Here is a 23,267-nt window from a genome sequence, read left to right as displayed (position 1 = left end):
CGACCTCACCGAGAATCGCGTCATCACAACGGAATCACGCTTCGCGGCCTGTCTCAACTGACTTTTGCAACAAAATCGGCACCTTTCAGACATGGCGTGATGCCCGGGTGGAGTCCGCTTTCGGGTGTAAAGCGGAAGTTGGATTTCGGGGCAATCAGTGCAGCGTTTTGACCCGTTGAGTACCGGCAGGCCTGCTTGCGCTCGTCGACGAGGTGGTCGAACACTTCTCCGCCTTCCGTTGTTGGCAGCGGCAGCAGGTTGGTCGCGACGACTGGAAGCGGTCCCTGTTAGATACGGGAGAATTAAGCTAAAGTGCGGGCGGCTAAACCTGCTAGCCGACCAGTGATGCTACCGATGCGGTGCCCGCGCGGGTTCGCCTCCGTCCTGAAGAAAGACCAATCTAGGAAAAACTAATGGGAACGTTTGGTGGCTATCAACCAAATGCGGGTCGCAAAAAAAGGCGGCATCAACGCCAGGACAGCAGCTCTGCGGAACATCGCAGACGAGGCCTTAGCCGCCGGAATCACTCCGCTTGAGGTCATGCTCCAGAACATGCGCTTCTATCACTCGGAGGCGGAGACGATATTGGCCGATCTGCTCAAGGACCTTGCTGAGCACAGCAAGACGCCGGAAGAGTTGATTAGCGCCATGAAGGAACTGGGTTCATTCAAGGAGAAGGCCCAGAAATGCGCGGTCGACGCGGCGCCATTTCTTCACCCCCACCTCAGCGCCGTCAGCGTCAATGCCAACATCAAGGTGAACCGAAACCTGCTCATTGAAGATGGCATGGCTGTGGATCAGGCGGCGTCGCTGTTCTTGGCGACGATCAACGATCCCGAGATGTTGTTGCTTGCGGATGAGTCGTTGCCGGTAGGCGAGGACGGCATTCTCGACGCAGCGCCGGGAGGTGCAACCCCAGACGGATCTATTAGAGAATGACCTCCGCCAGGATTGGCCGTCAAGTTGGCATGCCCCTCGTGCGCGTCGGATTACACGAGTCAAGCCGGTGCATTCGTCACCTGACTGCTGCGCCATTGAGAGTAGCAACGCAAAGTCGTTGTGCCTGCACGATGGTGGCGACAGTGGATCGGTCGGGCGACTCATCTCTCCCGCCACCGGGGGCAACAGGGGCAACAGGGAGCAATCTCTCTCCGGTCTAGATAATTTGGCGCCAAACTTCACATGAAGGGTTGTTTTTGCCCCCGTTGCCCCCGTTGCCCCCCAAGGTGGCCGGGAGACTTCAGGTCATGCCGCCTCTACCCACCAGGTTGCGACGCCCTTTTCGTTTGATTGGTTCATTAGACAATGACCATCGACAATGCGTTCTTTGTTCATTTTAAACCATCTGCCAAGGGTCGTCATATCGATATTCGATCCATATGAATTGCCGCCCTTTATCATGGACATGGCGGCGAGCAGAGCGGCATGAAATTTAGGATGCCTGAGGTCCCCGTAGTCCCGCTCGGCCGCCTTGGCTGTTGCATGGGCGAGCGTCACCCGCCTTTCAAATCCGATCCCAATAATCTGCGACCACGCTCTGACTACGTCGCTCAGTGCCACGCGCTGAGGATCTTCGGCACGTTGCGACTCCATTGATTTAACTGGATCGTCCTCACCGAGCCAGATCAATGCTGAGCGCACCGTGTCGGACCAGCCCTGAAACGATGCCAGCCGCGGAGCTAAGCTGGGTCTACCGGCAACAATGTAGGCTCGACAAATCGTCAAGCAGGCGGCGATGTATCTGCCGCGATCTTCCAAGATTTTTGAAATCGGATCCCCCTCGTATTGTCGTAGCTGCGGGTTCTCCATCTTGGCGTTCAATCTCGACTTTATGGTGCGCCGACATAGGTCACCTACAATAGAAATATTGTTGCCTGAGGCAAAAATCGTGACGCCGCCCGTTTCGATTCGAGCTATGACAGAGCGGCCAAGTGGACGGATATCAAGAAAGTGTTGCTCGACCGCCTGACACAAAAAGTCGCCCTTCAGTTCGCCATTGAGATTATCGATGCTTATCAGCGGCTGTCCGCTTAGCATCACACCGACAAGGCGTTTTTCAGTCTCTTCGTCATTGCTGGCCGCGATAACGGGAATGCGCCGCTGTCCCGATGAGATAGCGGCGGCCAGATCCCACAGAAAACTTTTGCCCGTTCCAGCAACGGGGGCTGATGATGCGTGCAGCGGGGCGACGGGAAAAGCTGCACGGACGACCGGCGTAATAAGACCAGAGAGCGCCACCGATTTTGCCACTCCATCGACGAAAGGAGATTCCCGGATCAAGTCCGTAAGGAGGGCCAGGGCCTCCAGTGCATCTTGGCGCGTAGGATTATCAGGGATAGGTGGCATTTTTGGCGGTTCGATCAGCAGCAGCCGTGTCGTCGGGTCGTAGCCTTGCTTGGTCAGAAGCGTACCGTCCGGTCTCATCGTCGGAGTTGCAATCACACCCGCAATTTCCGGAAAGGCCCAGATTCCGTCACGGGCCAGCAACGTCTCTGCCACGTTCAGCGGCGGCGTGGCCCGGTTCCACTTATTCGCGCGCTTATCGTACCTCTTCCAGATCGAGTGACGACAAATCGTGTCGCGCATGTAGATAGGCGTGATCGCTCTCAATTGTGCCGTTTTGGTTAAATGACCGTGTGCCGCTTTGACGGTCCTGATGATGGGGCGAACCAACTCGCCACCGCGTTGATAAAACGGTACCTTGGCATTGATCAACATCGTCTGGGCGGCTGAGGTCAGGACTGAGATTCGCGGGGTTATTTGGATGACCGGCAACTTATTGGCAACCGGAGCCTCGTTTGCGTCGCGTTCTTCGGCGTTACTCCAACGATTGTCGCGGCTCGCATCGCCTTTGTCGTCCACCGCATCGTCATCGTCGTCGTCGCTTCCTCCTTCTGAATCTTCATCGTCTTCGCCTATCCCGTCGTCTTCATCCACAACGATGCCCGCCGTGCCGGATAACCAGGCGACGGCCTTTGTGAAATCAACTTGCATCCGCGCCATGACGAGGTCGATCGGGGTAAACCCTTTTTCGAGCCCGAAATCATAGATGCCGAATGGAAGGGCCGAGAGATCCTCTTGGAGGTCGCGCCCCAACCATTTGCTGGTGACGCGATAGCCGGTCTGGTATGGCCTGGCTCCATCGGGAGAATACAGCAAGGGAAACCATACGGGCAAAATCTGAAGGAGTTTGTTGTTGAAGAGGCGCCATCTGCCGCTGCTCGCGCCCCTCGACGACTCATTATATCTGTCGGAGAAGTCGGACCACTCATTATCGGGTTTCGGTGCTTCACGGGGCTCCGGTGCTTCGCTCGATCCCTTGGTTGACTGGTTGCAGACGATGGCGAGTAGCGCCTGCGGGGCATCGGCGATCGGCTGTCCTTCATTCAGCCAGCGGTAGACACCACCGGGCTTATCTATTTTGTCGGGACGCACTGACGGTGGCGCAATCACCATCCCGCCATCGCCTTTACAGTCGACGCCGGGCCCAACGGTATTGTTGCTATTCCAAACTTTGATCCCGGGGCCGGGGTGGCTGAAGTACCGATGCACACTCCCGGTCGGGCTGATTGCCATCAACGTCGGCGGCAGCTCGCCATTAGCCTTCTCCCACCCGGTTAGACTCGCAGCGCCATCAACGTCGTGGCCGGCCTTGGTATCGCATTCGAGAACGAACAGGCCGGACACTTCGCCGGTTACGATAGCGACGTTGCAGCCTTTGAATGTCGCAAAGTCGGCACGGATCTCTTCCGAGTCGACAGACATGCCCCATGGCAGCTTACTCGGGGTTTTCGCCCCGGATTTGTGGGATCTCTTCTCGCCGGATTTATGCGCGGGAAAAACGTACCACCCGCACGCAGCATATGAGAGTGCCGCTGCCAGCATTGGCGGGTCGGCGCCGGTATCATTGATCTTGCCATGCATCAGCGGCCTCCCGCTGAGGACAGTACTTCCGGCAGTATCGAATGATTCAGCGTCAGCTCGAACGGCGCCCAATCGAGATCGACAACGTTATTAAAAAGCAGCCTTGAACAGCGACAGCGGCAAGCGATCCGTTTCCTCGATGCATCAGCGTAGGCGGTTATCAGATTGCTGTTTTGATATCCGGCGATCGCGGCATTGACGTCGAGGTTGGCTCGTTTTTGCCCTTGTGGGCTAAGATTGCCTGCTGCAATTGCTGTCTTCGCCGCGTCTTCGCTGCCAGCCGAGGTGTGGTAGTTCGACATTGTCATTGCCGATCATGCTGCATGGTATTGCGGACTGCGATGCGAGCGGTCTGCCACGCAATTAGATCGGCTTCTAGCCATGCGACGGCTCGGCCGGAATTGCTCAACGGCACCGGTTTGGGAAATTCCCCGGCCTTGATTAGCTCTTCGATGGCGGTTTTTCGTAACCCAACGAAAGGCGGCAAATCACGCCAGCGGTACATTCGGTTGAGACTATTAGGGGATATCACGTTCCTTGCTCCGATTTCACCCCGCGTGACTCGGCGGGTCAAATCGGACTAAAGCGGAAAACGGGGGTTGTTTGGCGGTTATAAATCGGGGGGTATTGTTGCGCCTATTTTTTGTAAACCAACCTGGACACGCTAGCAGCGCTAATCTTCGCCAGTGGAGCTTTGAGTTGCAATGAAACATCCTTGATGGCCTCGGCAATCAACTTAGCAGGCATCCCCGATTTCCGCGTTATCCGCTCTTTGCCGCTTTTTTCGCGCAAAAACTTTAGGCGCTCCCGGACCAGATGGGCCGCTGCGCGCTCCGCCGACCTTGGGAGCGGATCCCCTCGGCGCAGACGCCCCTTAAGTAACTTATTCAGTGGCTTGAGAAAGTCGGCCAGCGCGCTCTTGTCATCTCGCGTAGCTGGCTTTGTCGTCGGGAGGTAAGTTGCGGCGCGCGCGAGGTCTTGTTGAAATTCGGATTTCCAAGCGTTGGTTGAGCGCATTTTGGCCTCGGCATAGGCTGCCTTCACGCGGGAGTCCTTGGTTGCGAACTCCTTGTCAGCAAACGTGCCCATCGACTTATTGAAGCGCGCGCGGCGCAAGGTCGATCGGAACGACTCCAGCTTCGCGGTGTCTCGTGCCGCCGCCAGCTTAGTGGCTGCTTGTCGCCCGCGGTTCGGTTCCTTCCGGGTCATTGTCCTGCCTCCGTATCGGCATGACATTACTCTCCGCCGTGTCCACCGGCCTCGTCAAGCAATACCGAGCCCAATCGGCCATCAGGCGCGCGCGCTTGACGAATAAGTCGCCGCGTCGATAGGCAGCCTCCACTTTGTTTCCAATCACATGAGCCAATGCCATTTCGACTACATGATTAGGATAACTGGTCCGTTCTGCCGCCCAATCTCGAAATGTTGATCGGAAGCCGTGAACGGTAATGTCGAGTCGGCCCATCCGTTTCAGCACCTCGGCCATCGCCATATTTGAGATCGCAACGCCCTTGCGGCTGCCGGGGAACACAAAATCTCCCTCACGCGGTAGAGCTTCCAGAATTTTGAGCGCGCGGCTCGTTAGGGGCACGCGATGCTCTGTCTTGGCCTTCATGCGTCCGGCCGGGATGGTCCACAGCTTCGCATCCAGATTCATCTCAGGCCAGCGGCCGCCGATGACTTCGCCGGTCCGGGCGGCATTTAGGATTGTGAACTCCAAAGCTCTCGCGGCTATACCTTCGCGGGCAGCCAGTTGAGACATAAACTTGGGCATCTCGGTAAAGGGAAGCGCCGCGTGATGTTCGACCTTCGCAATCGTATTGCGCGCAGGCAGGGCGTGGATCAAGTTGCCGTCCCAGGCGGCAGGATTTTCGCCGCTGCGATAGCCGCGTGTCTTCGCGAAATCGAGAACGGCTTCAATACGGCCTCGAACCCGACTGGCGGTCTCCGTCTTGCTGTACCAGATCGGCTCGATCGCTTTCAGAACCAAGGCCTTGTCGATCGCTGCGACCGGCAGCTTTCCGAGCGCCGGATAAGTGTACATCTTCATTGTCGAGAGAAATTGCGCGGCGTGCTTGGCATTGTTCCATTTGCGTGAGTGGAACTTGTAGTATTGCTCTACGCATTCCCGAAAGGAGACGTTCGCGGCAGCCGCCAGGGCCTTCTCCGCACTCTGCCTGGCACGTTCATCCCTGCGGGCATCGAGCGGATCGATTCCATCCTTCAGCAGCTGCCGCGCCTTACGGGCTCGCTCGCGGGCTTCGTCCAACGTGAAGTCATTGACCGGCCCCAGGCCCATCGCGCGTTCGCGTCCCCCGCGCTCATAGCGAAGCAGCCAGGAGCGGCCGCCGGTCGGTGTAACTTGGAGGTAGAGGCCCCTACCGTCGCCGTAGCGGCCCGGCTCTGTGAGTTTAGCGACCTGCCGCGTTGTCAACGCCATCGCAATTGCCCTTCCCGCCTCGGTTCCAGACCCCCGGCTCGACTCCCGGCTCAGCCGTGCCGGTGCCTACCGACCAATATCGGGCAAAAACGGGGGACTGCAAGGGCGGAAATCACTGCAGCGCAAGGGTTTTTGTAGTCTTGCCGCCGGTCTTATTCGGGCCTCTTCGGGGCTTGCCGAACGCTAAGAAGGCGGCCACTCTCTCCGCCACCCGCCTTCGCTTGCGCTTCGGAACCAACGCCGGAGCATTCGTCTTATTGGCGGATGAAGGCGTCGAAGTCTGCCACGACCGAGTTCATCGCCGGCCTTGCGCTCGCCATCGCGCTGGGCGCGACCGGCTATTACGGCTATTTGGCGTGGCTGCTGGTGTCGCCGGATTGAGCGTGTCTACGCCTTGCCGATCTTGCGCGGTGCAAGCATCAACAGCCCCGCCGCGACAAATGCCAGTACCGCTGCCAGCTGAAACGTCTGCTGGAAGGCTTCAAAGAAGCCGTGCGTCGCTTGCAGGATTTCGAACACCAGAAAGAAAACCGATGCCGCGGTCACCGTGCCGAGCGTTCTCGTGAGCAGCGCCAGGCTGCCGGCAACGCCGCGCTCCGTCAGCGGAAGGGTTGCCGTCACGATGTCCGAATAGGCGAGCTGGAACAGGCCGAGGCCGATACCCTGCACGATCAGCCCTGTCACCCGCAGCGCTGTCGGGGTCTGCGCCGTCCATGCGCCCAGCAGCAGAAGCCCGGCGCCAATGATGGCGGCACCTGCGATGGCCAGCCGCTCCGATGAGAATAGCCGCCCGGTGAGACGGCCACCGATCGGCGCTGCCAGTGCAGCGCCGGCCGCGCCAGCGGCCAGGATGGCGCCACCCTCCATCAGAGTGTAGCCGGGCATTCGTGCCAGATAATAGGGCACCAGGAGCCAGACCGAAAAGGCTGCGAGATTGGCCAGCACGCTGACGAGATTGAGCAGCGCAAAGCCCGGGAGTTTGAGTACGTCCATTGCGATGATCGGACGTTCCGCGCGGGATTGGCGGAAAGTAAAACCTGCAAACGCCACGACGGATAACAATCCGAGCCAGACGGCCGAGAACTCTCTGATGCGGTTGATCGCCATCAGCATGGTCACCAGGCCCAGCGCCAATGCGATGCCGCTCAGAATGTCAAAGCGTTCGCTTGTCAGGCGCGGCGGCGCCATGGGCAGGCCGCGGAGCAGCAGCAGCGCCGCGATCGCGATGGGAATCCGGAACCAGAAAACCGCAGGCCAATCCCAGATCGCCGTCAAAGCGCCGCCGAGCAGGGGACCGAGCATCCAGCCCAATGCCATCATCATTGTATAGATGCCGAGCGCCCGGCTGCGTCGCTCCTCGCCGTAGAGCGACGTCACCAGTGCCACGCCGCAGCTCATCACCAGTGCCGCCCCGATCCCCTGCAGGCAGCGAAACACCAGCATCGCGCCGTAGCTGGGCGCACAGCTGACCAGCAGCAACGCCACCGCGCTGCAGATCAGGCCGGCCCGGTAGACGACCGCGTGGCCGATGGTGTCGCCGATGCGCCCGAGCGCCAGCAGCAGGCTGGCGTAGGTCAGGACGTAGCAGATCACCACCCACTGGATGTCGCCGATCGAAAGTTCGAAGCCGCGGGTGATGGCAGGGAAGGCAATATTGACTGACGTGTCGAGTTGCGCCGTCGCCGTGCCCAGCCCGATCATCGCGATCTGCCACCCCTTCGAGTGAAGCAGGCGGGCTGATGGGTTGCGAGAATTCGGCTCGGTTGCTGAAGGCACGTTGTGTTACGCCGGTGCGAAGCTGATCGCACCATTAGCATCGACATCGCGCGTCAACCTGCCAATCGAAGCCAGCATGTTCAGATGCGCGAGCGACTCGCCAAAAGCCTGGCGCGGATTGGCGTACAGCACCCGCGGAAAAACTTCCTGCGCGATCGCGAACGCATTCGTCTTGCCTGACACGACGGATGCCACGTCGTCGAGCCGCGCCTGGTGATGTTCGCGCAGCCGTGCCAGCCGGGCATGCAGTCCGCGAAACGGCAGGCCGTGCGACGGCAGCACCAGGGTATCCGGCGACAGCGCCTCGAGCCGCGTCAGCGCCTCCAGATACTCCTTCATCGGGTTGGCTTCCGGCTGCGCCGACGGCACGATCACCGACGGCGCCATGTGCGACAGGATCTGGTCGCCGGCGATCAGGAGCTTGTCGCTCTCGCAATAGAACATCGCATGCTCGGGCGAATGGCCGCCCGCCGTGATCGTCAGCCACTCGCGCTTCCCCATGGCGATCACATCGCCGTCCCGGATGCGAATGAATTCGCGCGGCGGCCGCAGGCCAGGATATTTCGATGGGCGCTGCGCCTGGATGATCCCGGCGGCGTCCTCGTCGGAGGCGCCGTTCCGCTTCATGAAGGCGGCAAAATGCTCGTCCGGACCGTCTTCGCGCTCATGCCACATCTTCCAGCCACTGAGCCATTCGGCAAGCGGCATGCGCACCGTGCATTTCAATTCCTTCACCAGATATCCGGCGAGGCCGAAATGATCGAGATGGGCATGCGTGAAGGTGAGGTTCTGCAGCGGGCGGGCGCGCAATAGCCCGCGCCAGAGCTTGTCCCAGATCTCAAAACTGTCGTCGGTGTTCAGCCCGCAATCGACCAGCGTCCATCCCGGACCGTCGTCGAGCAGCCAGCAATTGACGTGATTGGGAATCGTCGGCATCGGCAGCCGCACCCAGAACAATCCGGGCAGCACGTCGGTCAATTCGCCATAGGCCGGCGGACGCTGGACCGTGAATTTCAGATCATCGGACATTCGTTTCCCCTGCCGCATAGCTTACGCGATTTCGCCGGGTCAGCAACGCCCAGGGGATTTTCATGCCTCCCATGCGGGCCTGGGCAGCAAAATCTTCCGCCTTGGCCTTGAGCGGGAGCGATTTTTCCTAGAGAAGGTGACGTGCGGCCTCGCGCGCTCGGCGACGCGCGACGTCTCCCGAGGTCTGTTGGGCAAAAAACAATAATGGATGCACTGAACCCCCAATCAGGGCTCAAGCCGGAAGCGGATCCCGCGCAGGATCTCGACCGGCGCGCGCGTCGCAACCTCCTGCTGCTGGCAGGCTGCCAGGCGGTCGGCCAGTCCTGCAACACCATGATGTTTGCGGCGACGGGGCTGTCCGTCATCACCTTCTATCACCATCCCGAGCTCGCCAACCTGCCGGTCACGATGCAGCACCTCGGCGTCATGATCTGGGTATTCCCGGCGGCGCTCCTGATGCAGCGGGTCGGCCGCAGCATCGGCTTTCGCGTCGGCTCGCTGTTCGGCATGGCCGGCGCCATCATCATGTGTACCGGACTGTACACCGCGAACTTTGCCGTCATGTGCGCCGGCGGTCTCATCCTCGGCTACGCGGTAGCCTGCCTGCAGATGTACCGGTTTGCCGCGGCGGAATTGGTGCCGATCCATTACCGCGCCAAGGCGATCTCGTGGGTCACGGCCGGCGGCGTCGCCGCTGCGGTGATCGGCCCCAGCCTCGTGCGCGTGACGCACGATCTGGTGATGCCGCTGTATCTTGCGACCTATGCCGCCATCCTCGGCCTGCATGTGATCGTCTTCACCGTAATGTCCTTCATCACTTTCCCCTCGCTCGCGACGGCGGCGTCGGCCGCCGGTGCCGCGGAGGTCGCAGCGCCTCCGCGTCCCCTGTGGGTGATTGCCAGCCAGCCGCGCTTCATCGCCTCAGTCATCGCCGGCATGCTGGCGTTCGGCACGATGTCCTTCATCATGAGCGCGTCGCCGCTGGCGATCGTCGGCTGCGGGTTTCCGCATGCGGAAGCCCACTGGGTCATCTTCATGCATGTGCTCGGCATGTTCGTGCCGTCGTTCTTCACCGGCAATCTGATCAACCGGTACGGCGCCACGACTGTGATGGCCTGGGGCGTCGCGCTGATGCTGGCCGGCGTTGCTGCCGCGCTCGCCGGGCTGACCGAATGGAATTTCCGGATCGCCCTCACGGTCAACGGCGTCGGCTGGAATTTCCTGTTCGTCGGCGCCACGACTGTCGTGACGACTTGCTACCGCCCGAGCGAGCGCGGCAAGACCCAGGCGCTCAACGATCTCCTGGTGTTCAGCACCACCGCGACGTCGAGCTTCATGGCGGGGTTTCTGCAGGATCGCTGGGGCTGGCATCCGCTCAACTGGTTTTCGGTGCTGCTGATGCTGGCCGCCGCCGCCGCCGTCATATGGCTTCGCTATCAGCGCCCGACATTGAGCCCGGCGCATTAGGAATTCCTGTATCGCTTTGTATTTGATTTGCTGACGCACAATCAGCATGATCTGACGCCATGCGAGGCGGCGCTGCTTGCTGCAGTGCGGCTTCGCAAGCGCGTTCACGACCGCAAACATGCGGCATGACAAGAAAAACCAGGGAGGGACGCCGTCGTGATCAATCGGCATTTTAGAAGCGCGCTTACGGGCTTTGGCCTCTTGCTTGGCGCGTTTGTGACGCAGGCCCAAGCGCAATCGCCCTCCAAGACGATCACGCTGGTAGTGCCTTATGCGGCAGGCGGCGGCACCGATACCGTGGCACGTCTCATCGGCGAGCGGATGTCGGGCACGCTCGGCCAGAGCGTCATCATCGAGAACGTGGTCGGAGGCGGCAGCACGCTGGCCAACGACCGCGTTGCCCGATCGGCGCCTGACGGCTCCACCATCCTGATCAATCACGTCGCGCTGCTGGCGGCGCCCAGCCTGTTCATCAATCTGCGCTACGACACGGCAACCGCATTCGAGGCGGTCGGCCTCGTCAACAACGCGCCGATGGTCCTGATCGGCCGCAAATCCATTCCGGGCGCGGGACCCAAGGATTATGTGGCGTGGATCAAGGCGCAGGGCGACAAGGCGAACTTCGCGCATGGTGGCATCGGCACCAACAGTCACTTGTGCGCAGTGATGATGGGCAATGTGCTCGGCTTCAAACCGACCGTCGTGGCTTATCGCGGGTCAGGTCCGGCGATTGGCGATATGCTGGCCGGGCAGATCGATCTGCTGTGGGACCAGGTGACCAACGCGCTGCCGCAGATTCAAGCCGGAACGCTGCACGGCATCGCCATTACGTCGCCAAAACGGCTGGAACAGTTGAAAGACGTGCCGACCACCGCCGAACTCGGCATGCCCGAGGTCAGCTACACGATGTGGCATGGCCTCTACGTGGCCAAGGGCACGCCCAAGGAAACCGTCGGCGCGCTGAATTCGGCACTCCGCAAGGCGCTGGCTGATCCGGTGCTGCTGGAGAAGCTGACGCAGCTCGGCACCCTGCCATTCCCTGAGAACGAGTTGACGCCCGAGGCGCATGCACGCCTGTTCGCCGCCGACCTGCCACGGGTGGCAAAGCTCGTCGAAAGCTCCGGCATCAAGGCCAGCGAAGCGAAGTAGGCGGCGCGCGCCACTTGGTCCAATTTCCGGGTTGACACCCTGGAGTTGAAAGAACAAAATGGGAACTTGTGGGGGCTTTGGCTGCACTTCGCGCCGGTCGCGGTGATGCGGCGCTCAAGATTCGCGCAGCGCTTGCCGTTTGATTTCAACGGCTCTTATGATGGACGCTCATTTGAGTGGATCGAAATGAAATTTGCTATCAAAGCAATTGTTGCCGCGTTCTGCCTGATTGCCTCGCTTTCAACCTCGGATGCCCGCGGCCCCTATGGCACCATCAATGTCGGTAACTGGAAGGGCGGAGCCTATACCCACGACCAGAGCGGCGCTTTCACGCATTGCGCTGCGGGCGCGCAATACGCCAGCGGCATCTATTTTGCCGTCACGATCGACAATAAAGCGGGATGGAGTCTGGGGTTTGCCCACGACGGATGGGCGTTTTCGAACGCGCAAGCGTTCCCGATAGCGCTAACGTTTGACGGTCAGGCGGCATTCAACGTCCATGGTGTCCCGCTCTCCGACAAAACGCTCCAGGTGCCGATGCCGGATAACTCGGCGCTCATTGCGCAATTCCGCAAGGCCAAGACGATGACGGCCTTTACGCAAGGGCAGCTTTTCCAGTTCAAGCTCGATCAGACCGCGCAATTGTTGCCCGCGCTCGCCAATTGCGTGGCTACCGTCAAGAAAGGCGGCGTTGCTGCCGCCGGCGAGTTCGCGGTCGCCCCGAAGCAAGTCGCGGCGGCCGGGCCGGCACAATCGAACGCCGCGCCGCCGAAGGGCGGCAGATCTGTCAACCAAACGGGTACCGGCTTCGTCGTCAGCACCGGGCACGTTGTCACCAATCAGCACGTGATCAATGGCTGCGTTGGCGACATCCTCGGAAATTTGACCGGCGAGGCCCCGGTCAAGCTGCGGCTCGTTTCAAGCGATGAAACCAACGATCTGGCCTTGCTGCAGGCGCCGAACGCCTTCAAGGAAGTGGCGACAATTCAGGGCAAGGCAATCCATTCGGGCGATAGCGTCGTTGCAATCGGCTATCCGTTCCACGGCCTGTTGTCCTCGGATTTCACGGTCACTACCGGGATTGTCAGTTCCCTGAGCGGCATCATGAACGATACCCGCTTCTTGCAGATCAGCGCGGCGGTTCAGCCCGGCAACAGCGGCGGGCCGCTGCTGGACACCAGCGGCACGATCGCCGGAGTGGTTGCAGCAAAACTCAATGCGCTGAAAGTTGCCAGGGCGACCGGCAACATCCCCGAGAACATCAATTTCGCGATCAAGACCGGCGCGCTGCGGGACTTTCTGGACAACAGCGTCGTGCCCTACCAAACCGCCGTCGAGGCAAAGGCCGAGCTGAAGACGTCCGACATCGCGCGCAACGCAAGGGCGTTCACGCTGCTGATTTCCTGCACGGCGACCGAACAGAGCGCGAGCGCGAAAAAATCAAGCGAGTGATCCCGCGCGCTTTCAAAAATCCAGCGGCGCGTTGTCGACGACTTCCTTCATGACGAAAAAGGTTCGCGTCTGGCGCACGCCGGGCAGCGCGATCAGCTGCTCGCCATGGATGCGGTTGAAATCTTCCATGTCGCCGACGCGGATCTTGAGAAAGTAATCGAAATCGCCGGCCACCAGGTGGCAGTCGAGAACGAATTTCAGTTTCGCGATCGCCCGCTCGAACGACGCAAAACTTTCCGGCGTGGAGCGGTCCAGCACGACGCCAACCATGACCAGCGCACCCTTGCCGACCTTGCGCGGCGCCACCATGGCGCGGACCGTGCTGACAAACCCGTCGTCGAGCAGGCGCTGGGTGCGGCGATGACAGGTAGCCGGGCTGACCCCGACCGCTTCGGCCAGCTCGGCATTGCTGAGCCGCCCGTTATTCTGCAGCAAACGCAACATCTTGAGGTCGATGCGGTCCAGTTGGGTGCTCACGGAAGAATCTCTCATAAAATTGCCAATAGATGGACGAAAAATACCATTTATGACCCATCGATCAACCAGTCTCTCAAAATTCGGAAGCAACTTAGAGAGCACCTTTCCGTCGTCTGATGATAGGCGTTCCCGCGAGATCAGACATCAACGGGGATGACGACATGCTGGAAAAATTCGAACGCTATCCGCTGACCTTCGGGCCGACCCATATCGAGAAGCTGGAGCGGCTGACGGAGCATCTCGGCGGCGAGGTCGAACTCTACGCCAAGCGCGAGGATTGCAATTCGGGGCTCGCCTTCGGCGGCAACAAGCTGCGCAAGCTCGAATACATCGTGCCCGACGCGATCGCTTCCAACGCCGATACGCTGGTCTCGATCGGCGGCGTGCAATCCAATCATACCCGCATGGTCGCGGCAGTCGCCGCCAAGATCGGCATGAAATGCCGCCTGGTGCAGGAAAGCTGGGTGCCGCATGAAGACGCCGTCTACGACCGCGTCGGCAACATCCTGCTCAGCCGCGTGATGGGCGCCGACGTTCAGCTGGTCGATGAAGGATTTGACATCGGCATTCGCCAGAGCTGGGAAGAAGCGATCGCGGACGTGAAGGCGAAGGGCGGCAAGCCTTATCCAATCCCGGCGGGCGCGTCCGTGCACAAATATGGCGGGCTCGGTTATGTCGGCTTCGCCGAAGAGGTCCGCGCCCAGGAAAAGGAACTCGGCTTCGCCTTCGATTATATCGTGGTCTGCACCGTCACCGGCTCTACCCATGCCGGCATGCTGGTCGGATTTGCCAAGGACGGCCGCGCGCGCAAGGTGATCGGCATCGACGCCTCCTTCACCCCGGCCCAAACCAAGGCCCAGGTGCTGGATATCGCCCGCAACACGGCCTCCCTGGTTGAACTGGGCAAGGAGATCGTGGAGGACGACGTCGTGCTGATCGAAGACTACGCCTACCCCGCCTATGGCGTGCCCTCGGAAGAGACCAAGGAAGCAATCCGGCTTTGCGGCCGGCTCGAAGGCATGATCACCGACCCGGTCTACGAGGGAAAATCCATGCAGGGCATGATCGATCTCGTGAACAAGGGCTATTTCCCCAAGGGATCGAAGGTGCTGTACGCCCATCTCGGCGGCGCGCCCGCGATCAACGGCTACGCCTACACGTTCCGCAATGGCTAACGCGGCGGTGAGTGCTTAGCGCTCCGCGGCCTTCACCAGCTCAATCAGCTCATCGCCGTAATGCTCGAGCTTCTTGTCGCCGATCCCGGGGATGTTGCGGAGCTGGTTGAGCGTCGCGGGGCGGGAGGCGGCGATGCCGTCGATCGTCGAATCGTGCAGCACGACATAGGCCGGCACGCCGCGTTTGCGCGCGATCTCGGAGCGCCAGGCCCGCAGCGCGACCTGCAAGCCGGCATCGGCGGGCGCACCTTCTCCGGTAGACCGTGGCGCCAGATCTCCGCGTCTTGATTTGGTCCGGCTGGCGCGAACACGGGTGCCGGCGGGCGCCTCGCGCAGCATCACCGCGGTCTCGCCTTTCAGCACGCCGCGCGCGCTCTCGGTCAGCTTCAAGGCGCCAAAGGCCTCGCTGTCGGCGTGGAGGTGGCCCATGGCGACGACTTGCCGGATCGCGGCGCGCCATTGCTTCTCGTTGAGCTCGGCGCCGATGCCGAACACGGATATCTTGTCATGGCCGAATTGCGTGACGCGCTCGGTCATGCGGCCGACCAGCACATCGATCAGATGCATGGCGCCGAAACGCTGTCCGGTGCGATAGGCGCAGGACAATATTTTCTGCGCGATCACCTTGCCGTCGAGAAGCTGTGGCGGTGAAAGACAATTATCGCAATTGCCGCAATTGCCAGCGCTGACCGCTTCGCCGAAATAGCCGAGCAGGCGGCTGCGCCGGCAGCCCGCGGTTTCCGCGAGGCCGACCAGCGCATCGAGCTTGCCGACCGACACGCGCTTGAAAGCGTCCGAGCCGGTGGACTCGTCGATCATGCGGCGCTGCTGCACGATATCGGACAGGCCATAGGCCATCCAGGCGCTGGAGGGCTTGCCGTCGCGGCCCGCACGCCCGGTCTCCTGGTAGTAGGCCTCGATGCTCTTCGGCAGGTCGAGATGCGCCACGAAGCGCACGTCGGGCTTGTCGATGCCCATGCCGAACGCGATGGTGGCGACGATCACGACGCCATCCTCGTTGATGAAGCGATCCTGATTGCGGGAACGCAGACCGGCGTCGAGGCCGGCGTGATACGGCAGCGCCGGTACGCCGGCCTTGTTCAATGCCGCGGCGGTGTCCTCGACCTTGGCACGCGAAAGGCAATAGACGATGCCGGCGTCGCCGGCATGGCGCTCGCTGATGAAGGCCTTGAGCTGGGCGGGCGCGTTCTGCTTGTCAACGATCTCATAGCGGATATTCGGGCGGTCGAAGCTGGCGACAAAGCGCGGCGCATCGGTAAGTTTGAGCCGCTCGGCGATCTCCTGGCGCGTCAGGTCGTCGGCGGTGGCGGTCAGGGCGATCCGCGGCACATCGGGGAAACGCTCGGCGATGACGGATAGACCAATATATTCGGGACGGAAGTCGTGCCCCCATTGCGATACGCAATGCGCCTCGTCGATTGCAAACAGCGCGATCTTGGCGCGGGCAAGCAAACCGAGGCAGCGCGGCGTCAGCAGCCGCTCTGGCGCGACATAAAGCACGTCGAGATCGCCGCCCAACAGCCGCTGTTCCACGGCGTTGGCTTCCTCATACGACAGCGTCGAATTCAGCACCGCGGCTTTGACGCCGGCTTCGAGCAGGCCGGCGACCTGGTCGCGCATCAATGCGATCAGCGGCGACACCACAATGCCGCAGCCTTCGCGCAGCAATGACGGCAGCTGGTAACACAGCGACTTGCCGCCGCCGGTCGGCATCAGCACCAGGCAGTTGCCGCCATCAGTGACGTGACGGACGATCTTTTCCTGCTCGCCCCGAAAGGCAGGCAGGCCGAACACGGAATTCAGCACGGACAGCGCGTCAGGGGCTTTGTCCGGCTTGCGGTTAAGGGCTGCTTCCATATCGGCTTCAAAACGGGGTCAACAGGCGGGAATCGGGTGCGCGAGACGAACAATACAGGATTCAGGCGCCTTAGGGTGGAACTACTGATAGCTCGCCACGATATCCGACACTGCGCGTTCCAGCTGCTGCGCGGTGGCGCATTGCCGCACGACGGTGCAGAAGGTCGAATAACGCGGCATTTCCGAATCGCCCCAGCCCCAGGCCATGCGCCCCTCGGGGTTGAGCCACACCAGCCGCTTCGATCGCTCGCCGACCCGACGCAGAATGTCGGCGCGAGGATCGAGATTGTTGCTGCGGGCATCGCCGAGAATGATCACCGTGGTCTGCGGCGTGATCGCGTTCATCCATTCATGCTCGAAGTCGGCAAAGGAATTACCGTAATCCGACGAGCCGAAGCCGACCTTGGACATGATTTCGGCCATCGCCTCTTCAGGCGATTTGGATTCCAGGATGTCGCTGACCTCGATCAAATGTCCGGAGAAGGCGAACGAGCGGACATCCGAGACCACCTCGTGCAGGCTGTGGATCAGCAGCAGGAAGAAATCGGATACCCGCGCCACCGAACCCGAGACGTCGCAGAGTGCGATAATCTTTGGCTTGTCGCGGTGGCGTCGTTTCCATGCGGTGAGGAACGGCACACCGCCCCAGGCGGCGTTGCGCCGAATGGTCCGGCGTACGTCGAGATGGCCGCGGCGCTGGCGCTTGCGCGGCTTGCTGTAACGCTCGCGCAGGCGGCGAGCGATCTGGCGGATCAGAACCCGCATCTGCGCGACCTGCCGCGGCTCGATCCGCGACAGCGGCGCGTTGCGCAAAATCTCGTTGCGCAGGTTCTCGGCTTCCTCGCGGCCGTACAGCATCAAGGCCTGCGAGACGGTTTCGCGCACGGTGTCACGCAAGCCGTCCAGCGCCGTCTGCAGCCGTTCCGCCAAGGCGGGATTAGTCGCGGTCAGTGCGTCTAGGTCGTCGCGCAGGCGCTGGATGCCCATCTGGTCGAGGATGCGGCCCGAGAAGATGCCGCGCTGCGTGAAGTAGCGGATGTCGGACAGATATGCGGCATTCGAAGCGTTGGCGATGGCAGCCGCCATCGCGTTGCGGTCCTGCGACAGCAGCATCTGCGCGAGTTGGCCGAGATCCTGGGCCTGGTCGCCGCCATCGGCGTCGCCTTGCGCATCGGAGGCCGCTCCGGATTCCAGCGTGTCGGACTCATCCGTCTCGCTCTCGTCGGAAGGTGGTGGCGCCGGCTCGGGCTGATCGAAGAACAGATCAAAACAGGCGCCGAGCGCTTTCTTCTCGTCCTGGGTCTTGGCGAGCGTGAGGAGGAAGGTGTCGCGCAGGACGGTGCGGTCGCTGAAGCCGACCTTGGAGACCGCGCGCATCGCATCGATGCTTTCGGCCGGCGAGAGCCTGACGCCTGCGCCCCGCGCCGCACGAAAGAAGCGATGCAGGTTTTCTCTCATCCGTTTTATCCGAAGACGACGCTCTGCCGCGATGTCTTGGCGATGAAGGTGGATACCTGGGGCAGTGTGGCCTCGATATCCGCCTCGTACTTCAGCAGCACGTTGAGCGTATCCTTGACGATCTCGCTGCCGAGTTCGGGCGCCTGCAGCAGCACCAGCACCCGTGCCCAATCGATCGTCTCGCTCACCGACGGCAGTTTCTTCAGGTCGAGCGAGCGAACCTCGTGGATGAAGCCGACCATCTGCTTGCGCAGCGTCTGCGATATGCCGGGCACCCGGCTTTCGACGATGCGCTCCTCCAGCTTCTGCTCGGGGAAGCCGATGTGAAGGTGGAGGCAGCGCCGCTTCAGCGCGTCGCCGAGATCGCGTTCGCTGTTCGAGGTCAGGATCACGGTGGGGGCCGCGACGGCGGTAACGGTGCCGAGTTCCGGAATCGTGACCTGGAAATCGCTGAGGATTTCCAGCAGCAGCGATTCGAACTCGGCGTCCGACTTGTCGATTTCGTCGATCAGCAGCACGCAGCCGGCCGGTTGTTCCAGCGCCTGCAGCAGCGGCCGCGGTTCGACGAATTCCTTGGAGAAGAACACGTCGCCGAAATCATGCAATTGTGCCAGCGCGTCTTGCAGCGTTTCGGCGCCGCCGAGCACTTCGCCGAGCTTGTCCTTCAGGATCTGCGTGTACAGAAGCTGCTTGGCGTATTTCCACTCGTAGAGCGCCTTGGCTTCGTCGAGGCCCTCGTAGCATTGCAGGCGGATCATCTTCAGCCCGCGCCACGCCGCGATCGCCTTCGCAAGCTCGGTCTTGCCGACGCCGGCGGGACCCTCGACCAGGATGGGTTTTTCGATCTGTTGCGACAGATAGACCGCGGTCGCGATCTGCCGGCTCGCAATATAGCCCTGCGCGGCAAGGCCGCTTTCCACTGCCTCGATCGAGGCGGTCGGCCCTTTGTCAGCCACGGGTTTCAACTCCGAAATTCACTGGATTTCAACGTGTTCTGCCCCCGTTCCCTGCAAAGAACAAGCCTCGTTTGATCATACGAAGGCGGCAAATTCGGCTAATTCCGCCTAGCGCAATGTGAGCCCGGTCGCCGCCTCCAGTTCCGTGATCGCCTGCGCCGCATTGAGCACCTTGATCGTGGTCATGCCCATCTGCCGCGCCGGCTTCAGGTTGACGCCGAGATCGTCGAGATAGACGCAGTTTTTGGGATCGACCTGCAGCGTTTCGACCATCATCTGGTAGATGCGCGGGTCGGGCTTGCGCAGGCCAATCTTGGCGGACTCGATGACGTGATCGAACAGCACCATGACCTCCGCGACATAGAGCGAGCGGCCGCTGCGGCTGCCGATCGCGTTGGCCGGAAGGTTGTTGGTGATGCAGCCGGTCTTGAATTTGGCCTTCACGCGTTTGAGCGCCTCGACCATTTCGGGGCGCAGATCGCCCGAGAGCAGAGGCAACACGTCCCTGCCGCGGACCTCGGCGCCCAGCGCCTTCGATTCCGTCGCGAACAGCGCATCGAAGGCTTCGATGTCGACTTCCGCGCGCTCGAACTTCGCCCAGGCGTTTTCCAGATGATTGGCGGCGTTGGTGCGCCGGATGATGTCGGCGGGCAGCCCGCGTTCGGTCTCGAACCGCGAGAATGCCTCGAACGGCGAAGTGGTCAGCACCCCGCCGAAATCCCAGATCACCGCCTCGACCATTGCTTCCCCACCATATCAATACGCGACGGGGGAGCGGCTAACACGGAATGCCCTTCGGAGCCAGTCCGATCCGCGGCTTGGCGATGTCGGTTGCGCGGGGTATTGCATGCGGCCATGAAGGTCCTCGCTCGAATAATTGCCGGTCTTGCGCTGCTGGTGGCAGCGCCCGCTTACGCCATCGTGGGCGGTGGCGCGCCATCCGCCGACGGCGTCGGCCGTTCGGTCGTCACCATTGTCGGTTCCCGCGGCAATTTCTGCACCGGCGCGGTGATCGCGCCCAAAATCGTGCTGACCGCGGCACACTGCGTGCAGCCCGGTGCCGATTACAAGATCGTCGAATATGGCGCTGACAAGCAGCCGTCGTTGCAGGACGTCAAGAGCGTCGCCATTCATCCCGGCTTCAAGATGCAGGCGATGCTGGCGCACAGGGCGACGGCCGATGTGGCGCTGCTGCAATTGGGTTCACCCGTCAAAGGCAAGACGCCATCGACGCTCGGCATGCCCAACATTCCAATTCTTGTCGGCAGCCGTTTTACGATCGCCGGCATTGGCGTCACGACGCGCGGCGACGGCAAGAGCGGCGGCACCATCCGCGCCGCCGGATTGGTGGCAACCGGCAAGCCGGGAACGCTGCAGATTCGGCTGGTCGATCCTGTGGGCCAGGGCACCCGCGACGGGCTTGGCGCCTGCACCGGAGACTCTGGTGGGCCGGTATTCGAGGACAAGCAATCAGGCCCGGCGATTATCGGCGTCGTGAGCTGGTCGACCGGACCCAATAGCTCGGCCGGTTGCGGCGGGCTCACCGGCGTCACGCCGCTGACGCTCTACCGCGACTGGCTGGTCCAGACCGCGCGCCAATGGGGCGCGGGGTTGTGATCCGGCCGTCATTGCCGGGCTTGACCCGGCAATCCATCATTCTTGCATGAATCATTTTTAGATGGATGCGCGGGTCAAGCCCGCGCATGACAAGTGACTAATGCCCCGCCGCCTTGTTGGCCGCGGCGTTGTTGAGCACGATCAGGCCGTCGACGGCGACGCCGAGCTTGCTGTTGATCAGGAACGGATTGACGTCGATCGACGCAATGCGGGTTCCCGCGTCCGCCATCAGATTGGATAGCCCGACCAGCGCCTTCACCGCGGAAGCCTCGTGCAGCGCGGGCTTGCCACGATAACCGTTCATCTTGACGCCGGCCTTGGTTTTGCCGATCAGCTGTTTCGCCTCGTCGGCATCGAGCGGCGCGCCGGCGAGCGCCACGTCCTTCATCAGTTCGATGTCGACGCCGCCGGTGCCGAACAGCACCACGGGGCCCATCTCGGCATCGAGCGAGGCGCCGACCACGAGTTCGAGGTCGGACTTGACCTGCTGCGCGATCAGAATGCCTTCGAGCTTCGGCTTGTTCTTCAGCTTCCTGACCCGCGCGGTGATGTCGTTGAACGCCTTCTTCACCTCGGCGGCATTGTTGATGTTCAGCACCACACCGCCAATGTCCGATTTGTGCAGGATCTCGGCGCTGACCACCTTGGCGACCACGGGGAAGCCGATCTTCTTGGCGATCTTCACCGCGTCCGCCGCGGTCTGTGCGATCTCTTCCTTTGAGACCGGAATGCCATAGGCCTTCAGCAGTTTTTTCGAGGCGACTTCGTCGAGCGCCGCGGCGCCGTTGGCGCTTTTTAGCGTCTTCTCCAGCACGGCACGGGCGGAAGCCTTCGAACTCGACGCGATCTCCGGCACGACTTTGCGCAGCGAGGCATATTCGATCAGCGACTTGATCGCGCCCACCGCGCGGTCAAGGCCTTGCATGACCGCGATGTTCGGCAGCGACTTGCGCAAGCCCTTGGTGAACTCGGTAAAGCCAATCGACATCGCGCTGATGTAGACGACGGGCTTGGAGGCGGCGCCCGCCATGTCGTTGACGATGCGCAAATTGCGTTCGCGCAATTCATGGGGCGCCTTCGGCAGCTCGGCGTCGATGATCACGATATCGGTGTCGGGATCGTCGATCATGATCTTGATCGACTGCATGTAGACCGAGGGGTCGACCACCGCGGCAAATCCGGCGTCGAGCGGATTACCGACGATGCTGCCCGGTCCGAGCATCTTTGCGAGTTTCTCTGTCGCGTCCGCGCTCAGCGGCGCGAAGTTGAGCCCGGCGGAATCGAACGCGTCGATCAAGAGGCCGCGCTTGCCGCCTGACAGCGACACGGCGGCGAGGCGGTTGCTTTTCGGCGGATCGGCATGCACGAAACATTCGGTGGTCTCGATCAGTTCATCGAGGCCGCGAACGCGGATCACGCCCTCGCGCGTCGAGATCGCGTCGAAGGTTTGAATCGAGCCGGCAAGCGCGCCGGTATGCGCCATCGCAGCGGCGCGGCCGCCCTCGGAGGCGCCGAGCTTGAGCGCGATGACCGGCTTGCCGGCGGCGCGCGCGGCCTTGCAGGCCTCGCGGAACACCTTGGTGTTTCGCACGCCTTCGAGATAGACCACGATCACGCGGATCGAAGGATCGGCCGCGAAATAGGCCATCAGGTCCGGTGTTTCGAGCCCGGTCTCGTTGCCGGTCGTGACCATGTAGCCGACACCGACGCCGCGATCTTCCAGCGCCTGACGGATCGCCATCACGATCGCACCGGATTGCCCGGCGATCGCGACGGGACCGGCTTCCATGGTGACGATGCGGTCATCGATATTGGTGAACAGGTTTTCGCCCGCGCTCAGATTGCCGAGGCAATTCGGGCCGGTCACGGCAAGGCCGGTTTCACGCACCGCCTCTTTCAATTCGACCGCCAGCCGCTGGCTTTCCGCGTCCTGCAACTCGCTGAAGCCCGAGGTGACGATGGTGGCGGAACGCGCACCGGCCGCCGCGGCGTCACGGATCACCTGCACCGCGAAACGGGCCGGCACCAGCACCAGCACGTGGTCGGGTTTCTCCGGAAGGCTGGCGAAATCCTTGTAACAGGGCACGCCCCAGATCGTTTCGCGCTTGGAATTAACGGGGAACAGTTTGCCCTTGTATTGGTACTTGACCAGATTGTTCCAGATGCGCTCGGCATAGTTGCCGGGCTTGTCGGTCGCACCGACCAGCACGATGTTGCGCGGGTGCAGCATGGCATGGATGCTTTTGACGATGTCGCTGGCGTCGGACGAGGGCGACCAGTTTTCGGCCGAATGCTGCGCGTTGACTACCCGAGCTTCCATGGAGCGTGCCCTTACCTTGTTGTTTCCTTTGGCAGACGGCGATCTCGTGCGATCGCTTCGGCCATGCGTTTTCATTCTTTCTATTGAGACTTGAGGAGGGTGGCAACACGCGTTGGCCCGATAGCGCCCTTCGCGTAGCGCACGATATC

General features: G+C 61.6%; 20 protein-coding genes. 6 read left to right on the top strand and 14 right to left on the bottom strand.

Annotation, left to right across the window (positions count from 1 at the left end; translation table 11 throughout):
• Positions 1 to 53: 53 nt before the first annotated feature.
• Positions 54 to 224, bottom strand: a complete 171-nt coding sequence (locus JQ575_RS13050; protein WP_212033585.1) for a hypothetical protein — start codon at positions 222 to 224, stop codon at positions 54 to 56.
• 202 nt (positions 225 to 426) lie between these two features.
• On the opposite strand from JQ575_RS13050, the gene JQ575_RS13045 reads away from it, so the two are divergent.
• Entirely contained in the window at positions 427 to 939 is a 513-nt protein-coding gene (locus tag JQ575_RS13045) for a hypothetical protein (RefSeq protein ID WP_212033584.1), read from the top strand.
• A gap of 306 nt (positions 940 to 1,245) precedes the next feature.
• On the opposite strand, the gene JQ575_RS13040 is transcribed toward JQ575_RS13045, so the two are convergent.
• The 7 genes from JQ575_RS13040 to JQ575_RS13010 form a co-directional block, all read right to left on the bottom strand.
• The gene (locus JQ575_RS13040; RefSeq protein ID WP_212033583.1) at positions 1,246 to 3,924 is read right to left on the bottom strand and encodes a bifunctional DNA primase/polymerase; all 2,679 of its coding nucleotides are present in this window, start codon (positions 3,922 to 3,924) and stop codon (positions 1,246 to 1,248) included.
• Complete coding sequence (locus JQ575_RS13035; protein WP_212033582.1) at positions 3,924 to 4,226, bottom strand: hypothetical protein; 303 nt, start codon at positions 4,224 to 4,226, stop codon at positions 3,924 to 3,926. Before JQ575_RS13035 ends, JQ575_RS13040 begins: the two co-directional genes overlap by 1 nt.
• Positions 4,227 to 4,228: 2 nt before the next feature.
• Positions 4,229 to 4,429: a helix-turn-helix transcriptional regulator gene (locus JQ575_RS46415; RefSeq protein ID WP_409364783.1), complete on the bottom strand. Its 201-nt coding sequence runs from the start codon at positions 4,427 to 4,429 to the stop codon at positions 4,229 to 4,231.
• A gap of 131 nt (positions 4,430 to 4,560) precedes the next feature.
• Positions 4,561 to 5,133 carry a hypothetical protein gene (locus tag JQ575_RS13025; RefSeq protein WP_212033580.1) on the bottom strand — a complete coding sequence of 191 codons (573 nt, stop codon included), beginning with the start codon at positions 5,131 to 5,133 and terminating at the stop codon, positions 4,561 to 4,563.
• Positions 5,090 to 6,364 (bottom strand): site-specific integrase, encoded by a 1,275-nt coding sequence (locus tag JQ575_RS13020; RefSeq protein WP_212033579.1) that lies wholly within the window; start codon positions 6,362 to 6,364, stop codon positions 5,090 to 5,092. The genes JQ575_RS13025 and JQ575_RS13020 overlap by 44 nt, the downstream gene beginning before the upstream one ends.
• A gap of 387 nt (positions 6,365 to 6,751) precedes the next feature.
• Positions 6,752 to 8,065 (bottom strand): MFS transporter, encoded by a 1,314-nt coding sequence (locus tag JQ575_RS13015; protein WP_212033578.1) that lies wholly within the window; start codon positions 8,063 to 8,065, stop codon positions 6,752 to 6,754.
• 81 nt (positions 8,066 to 8,146) lie between these two features.
• On the bottom strand, positions 8,147 to 9,169 hold the full coding sequence (locus JQ575_RS13010; RefSeq protein ID WP_212033577.1) for an MBL fold metallo-hydrolase: 1,023 nt from the start codon (positions 9,167 to 9,169) through the stop codon (positions 8,147 to 8,149).
• Positions 9,170 to 9,373: 204 nt separating this feature from the next.
• On the opposite strand from JQ575_RS13010, the gene JQ575_RS13005 reads away from it, so the two are divergent.
• From JQ575_RS13005 to JQ575_RS12995, 3 genes are all read left to right on the top strand, one after another.
• Positions 9,374 to 10,636, top strand: a complete 1,263-nt coding sequence (locus JQ575_RS13005; protein ID WP_212033576.1) for an MFS transporter — start codon at positions 9,374 to 9,376, stop codon at positions 10,634 to 10,636.
• A gap of 156 nt (positions 10,637 to 10,792) precedes the next feature.
• Positions 10,793 to 11,785: a tripartite tricarboxylate transporter substrate binding protein gene (locus JQ575_RS13000; RefSeq protein ID WP_212033575.1), complete on the top strand. Its 993-nt coding sequence runs from the start codon at positions 10,793 to 10,795 to the stop codon at positions 11,783 to 11,785.
• A gap of 186 nt (positions 11,786 to 11,971) precedes the next feature.
• The gene (locus JQ575_RS12995; protein ID WP_212033574.1) at positions 11,972 to 13,237 is read left to right on the top strand and encodes a S1C family serine protease; all 1,266 of its coding nucleotides are present in this window, start codon (positions 11,972 to 11,974) and stop codon (positions 13,235 to 13,237) included.
• 12 nt (positions 13,238 to 13,249) lie between these two features.
• Here JQ575_RS12995 and JQ575_RS12990 read toward each other — a convergent pair whose 3' ends face one another.
• Complete coding sequence (locus JQ575_RS12990) at positions 13,250 to 13,714, bottom strand: Lrp/AsnC family transcriptional regulator (protein WP_212033573.1); 465 nt, start codon at positions 13,712 to 13,714, stop codon at positions 13,250 to 13,252.
• Positions 13,715 to 13,875: 161 nt separating this feature from the next.
• Between JQ575_RS12990 and JQ575_RS12985 the strand changes: the two genes are divergently transcribed.
• Positions 13,876 to 14,889, top strand: a complete 1,014-nt coding sequence (locus JQ575_RS12985) for a 1-aminocyclopropane-1-carboxylate deaminase (RefSeq protein WP_212033572.1) — start codon at positions 13,876 to 13,878, stop codon at positions 14,887 to 14,889.
• Between the two features lie 15 nt (positions 14,890 to 14,904).
• Here JQ575_RS12985 and recQ read toward each other — a convergent pair whose 3' ends face one another.
• The 4 genes from recQ to JQ575_RS12965 form a co-directional block, all read right to left on the bottom strand.
• Complete coding sequence (gene recQ / locus JQ575_RS12980) at positions 14,905 to 16,767, bottom strand: DNA helicase RecQ (protein ID WP_212033571.1); 1,863 nt, start codon at positions 16,765 to 16,767, stop codon at positions 14,905 to 14,907.
• Positions 16,768 to 16,848: 81 nt separating this feature from the next.
• Positions 16,849 to 18,225 (bottom strand): VWA domain-containing protein, encoded by a 1,377-nt coding sequence (locus tag JQ575_RS12975; protein ID WP_212033570.1) that lies wholly within the window; start codon positions 18,223 to 18,225, stop codon positions 16,849 to 16,851.
• Between the two features lie 5 nt (positions 18,226 to 18,230).
• On the bottom strand, positions 18,231 to 19,181 hold the full coding sequence (locus JQ575_RS12970) for a MoxR family ATPase (protein ID WP_212033569.1): 951 nt from the start codon (positions 19,179 to 19,181) through the stop codon (positions 18,231 to 18,233).
• Positions 19,182 to 19,289: 108 nt separating this feature from the next.
• Positions 19,290 to 19,922 carry an HAD-IA family hydrolase gene (locus JQ575_RS12965; RefSeq protein WP_212033568.1) on the bottom strand — a complete coding sequence of 211 codons (633 nt, stop codon included), beginning with the start codon at positions 19,920 to 19,922 and terminating at the stop codon, positions 19,290 to 19,292.
• A 114-nt stretch (positions 19,923 to 20,036) separates the two neighbouring features.
• On the opposite strand from JQ575_RS12965, the gene JQ575_RS12960 reads away from it, so the two are divergent.
• On the top strand, positions 20,037 to 20,798 hold the full coding sequence (locus tag JQ575_RS12960) for a trypsin-like serine protease (protein ID WP_212033567.1): 762 nt from the start codon (positions 20,037 to 20,039) through the stop codon (positions 20,796 to 20,798).
• 97 nt (positions 20,799 to 20,895) lie between these two features.
• Here JQ575_RS12960 and JQ575_RS12955 read toward each other — a convergent pair whose 3' ends face one another.
• The gene (locus JQ575_RS12955) at positions 20,896 to 23,118 is read right to left on the bottom strand and encodes an acetate--CoA ligase family protein (RefSeq protein WP_212033566.1); all 2,223 of its coding nucleotides are present in this window, start codon (positions 23,116 to 23,118) and stop codon (positions 20,896 to 20,898) included.
• Between the last annotated feature and the right edge of the window lie 149 nt (positions 23,119 to 23,267).

Origin of the sequence: Bradyrhizobium sp. JYMT SZCCT0428, assembly GCF_018131075.1 — a bacterium.
Classification (GTDB): Bacteria; Pseudomonadota; Alphaproteobacteria; order Rhizobiales; family Xanthobacteraceae; genus Bradyrhizobium.
Note: the sequence above shows the minus strand (reverse complement) of the source record. Positions and strands in the feature narration are given on the sequence as shown.